Annotated in this window: 3 protein-coding genes; all 3 read right to left on the bottom strand. The window is 41.9% G+C overall.

The window, feature by feature from the left end; translation table 11 throughout:
• Positions 1-371: 371 nt before the first annotated feature.
• The 3 genes from ACNF42_RS08625 to ACNF42_RS08615 all read right to left on the bottom strand — a co-directional run bounded on the left by ACNF42_RS08625 (position 372) and on the right by ACNF42_RS08615 (position 1,346).
• Complete coding sequence (locus ACNF42_RS08625) at positions 372-713, bottom strand: transposase (RefSeq protein ID WP_443340365.1); 342 nt, start codon at positions 711-713, stop codon at positions 372-374.
• A 110-nt stretch (positions 714-823) separates the two neighbouring features.
• A complete protein-coding gene (locus tag ACNF42_RS08620; protein ID WP_443340364.1) occupies positions 824-970 on the bottom strand; it encodes a hypothetical protein in 147 nt (48 codons plus the stop codon).
• 7 nt (positions 971-977) lie between these two features.
• A complete protein-coding gene (locus ACNF42_RS08615) occupies positions 978-1,346 on the bottom strand; it encodes a transposase family protein (protein WP_443340362.1) in 369 nt (122 codons plus the stop codon).
• Positions 1,347-1,586 lie beyond the last annotated feature (240 nt).

Here is a 1,586-nt window from a genome sequence, read left to right as displayed (position 1 = left end):
TTTCATACATCCTCCTCTCGACTGTCCGGGATCTTGTTATGCTTTCAAGATACTTTCTCTCATCATCCGTCAGGGTGATGTGTGGCTTAACACGCTTGAACACCATAGGTAGATATGGATACTGAGTATAAATAATTGTAAATGTATTATGGAAACGCTATACTAGTAATTTTCTTTCGGAATATCTATTTAGAATCGTTAATCCATACCATCAATTGGATGCATGAACGTCTGGCCTCAAAATGATAAAAATCGATCTATTCAACATTCTGAAGGTAACCTCAATCCTCCTGTAACAGCTGAATTAATTCCAGATTTTATGGTCTCAAGGATGCCATTAAGATATCTCTTAAGAGTTTTTCCCAGCCTGATTATAGCTGGCATCTTTGACCGGATGCCCATGATATCCATTTTCTCAGATATGATTCTGCGATGGATGCATTCACCTGCCATAATCTATGGAGTGCAATCTTGAAGTGATATGCATGTGATCTATAGAGATCCAGGGATTTCACCGACATAAGGCGATCTCTCTCCCTCTCTGTGAGATCAGAGGAATTCTTCAGCCAGTCATATCTGGTGTGCCTGAGGATCTCGTTCCCCTTTGCTTCTTTCCGCCTGATCCTGTCCAGAGTGTCATTCATCATCTTTATGACATGAAAATGATCAAAAACTATGGATGAATCAGGGAAAAATTCCTTTGCTCCTGATATGTATGAAGGATATTTTTCACGTCCAGAAAGGGGCTTTTCTGTGTGAACTTCATGAACACATCGGAATCATTCCCCTCCTCGATGTGTATGACCCTGCTGTTCTTTATGTCTTAAAACTGTGTGACATAGACATGATGCTTCTCAACTGAGAATTCGTCTATTCCGAGCGCTGAAAGATCAGAGAGATCCTGATCCTTTCCCGCCTCATCCACATAATGTTTGAGGATCCTCCATACAGAATCCTCATTGATTCCCACGATCCTATCAACCGCATATGAGTGGTATATACCTGCTCATCTCAACTATCAATGCCTCATAGTGCAATGAGAATGCTGAACCTTTTCGTGCCCATGGCAGATCAACGGTCTTCTTTCCATGTTGGTCACATTTTATTCTGGGTTCCCCCGCATGCACATATGTGGAGTACTGGAACACGTTCAGGTGCCTCCATGTCCTATCCTCGGTGTCGTGGACAGCACAAGCCTGTCCACAGACAGGGCATGGGAATCTTGATCCCCTTGGGAAATCTATGGACATAGCTACCCTCTTTTCCTGGTGATCAAACTTAATCTCTTTGATGATCCACGGCTCTTCCAGGCCTAGAAGTTTCCTGAACAGTTCCTCAGAATTCACATAGTTTGAATGATTGAGGGCTTATTATTTACCCCCGAAGAGTTGAAGAGATCCCAATAAATTGAGAGAAAAGCATTTAAACTTCCCATGTATCCATTTTATATGATAAAATTACCCATTCCAAGAAAGATGCTCTTGCTTCAAGTATTTGCCGTTCTTGTTATTTGTGCATTTCTTGCGAGTTCCTTTTCAGCTTCAATGGATCATGTTAACCGTATCAGCATCACGAACGGGGATGCT

The organism is Cuniculiplasma thermophilum (assembly GCF_052315355.1).
Lineage (GTDB): Archaea > Thermoplasmatota > Thermoplasmata > Thermoplasmatales > Thermoplasmataceae > Cuniculiplasma.
Note: the sequence above shows the minus strand (reverse complement) of the source record. Positions and strands in the feature narration are given on the sequence as shown.